This is a genomic window from Paenibacillus sp. P4_A7, assembly GCF_056402455.1.
On the sequence record NZ_JBFUHJ010000859.1, the window covers coordinates 1 to 851 of the forward strand.

General features: G+C 33.4%; 1 protein-coding gene. It reads left to right on the plus strand.

The genetic code is table 11. The features are described from left to right. Positions 1 to 821, plus strand: an 821-nt coding sequence (locus AC1DWN_RS34525) for an ABC transporter permease (protein WP_477563310.1), incomplete at its 5' end; no start/stop codon positions are given. Positions 822 to 851: the final 30 nt, after the last annotated feature.

The following is an 851-nucleotide window of genomic DNA, read 5'->3' on the forward strand; positions in this document are numbered from 1 at the left end:
ATGTTCCTATATATGGAATAGTTATTGCATTTAAAGACTTTCAATTAAGTAAAGGGATACTTGAGAGTCCTTGGGTAGGTTTCACGCATTTTATGGAGGTTTTTTCTGATCCTAATTTTAAAAATGCGTTAAAAAACACCATATTTATCAGTTTGCTCAAATTTATTTTGGGTTTTCCTATTCCCATTATTTTCGCTTTAATGCTTAATGAGGTATACCACAAAAAAGTAAAAAAAGTGATTCAAACKGTATCCTTTCTGCCTCATTTTATATCCTGGGTTGTGCTTAGTGGTATTTTTATTTCAATTTTATCACTAGAAGGACCTATCAACTTTATTATGGAGTTATTAGGTTTTAAGGCAAAATTGTATCTAACGGATGAAAACTTGTTTATTCCTATTTTAATCATTACGGATATATGGAAGGGCTTTGGGTGGGGTTCGATTATTTATCTTGCTGCTTTGGCCGGTGTGGATCAAACCCTATATGAAGCTTCCTATATCGATGGGGCGAATCGTTTTCAACGAATTCTATATATTACATTGCCGTCTATATCCAACGCGGTTATCATATTGCTCATTTTAAGTATGGCGGGTATTTTGGATGCTGGATTTGACCAAATATTTAATTTGCAGAATCCAACCGTACTTCACAAATCTGAAATCATCGACACACTCGTTTATAAAAAGGGGCTTGTTGGTTTTGAATATAGTTACTCTACGGCTGTTGGTTTATTTAAATCTATAGTTGCTTTAATCATGATTCTTATTACAAGTAAATTGGCAAATTTGTTTAAAGATAAAGGGGAATCGATATGGTAAGGGGGTGGATGAAGCAATGAGATATAAATC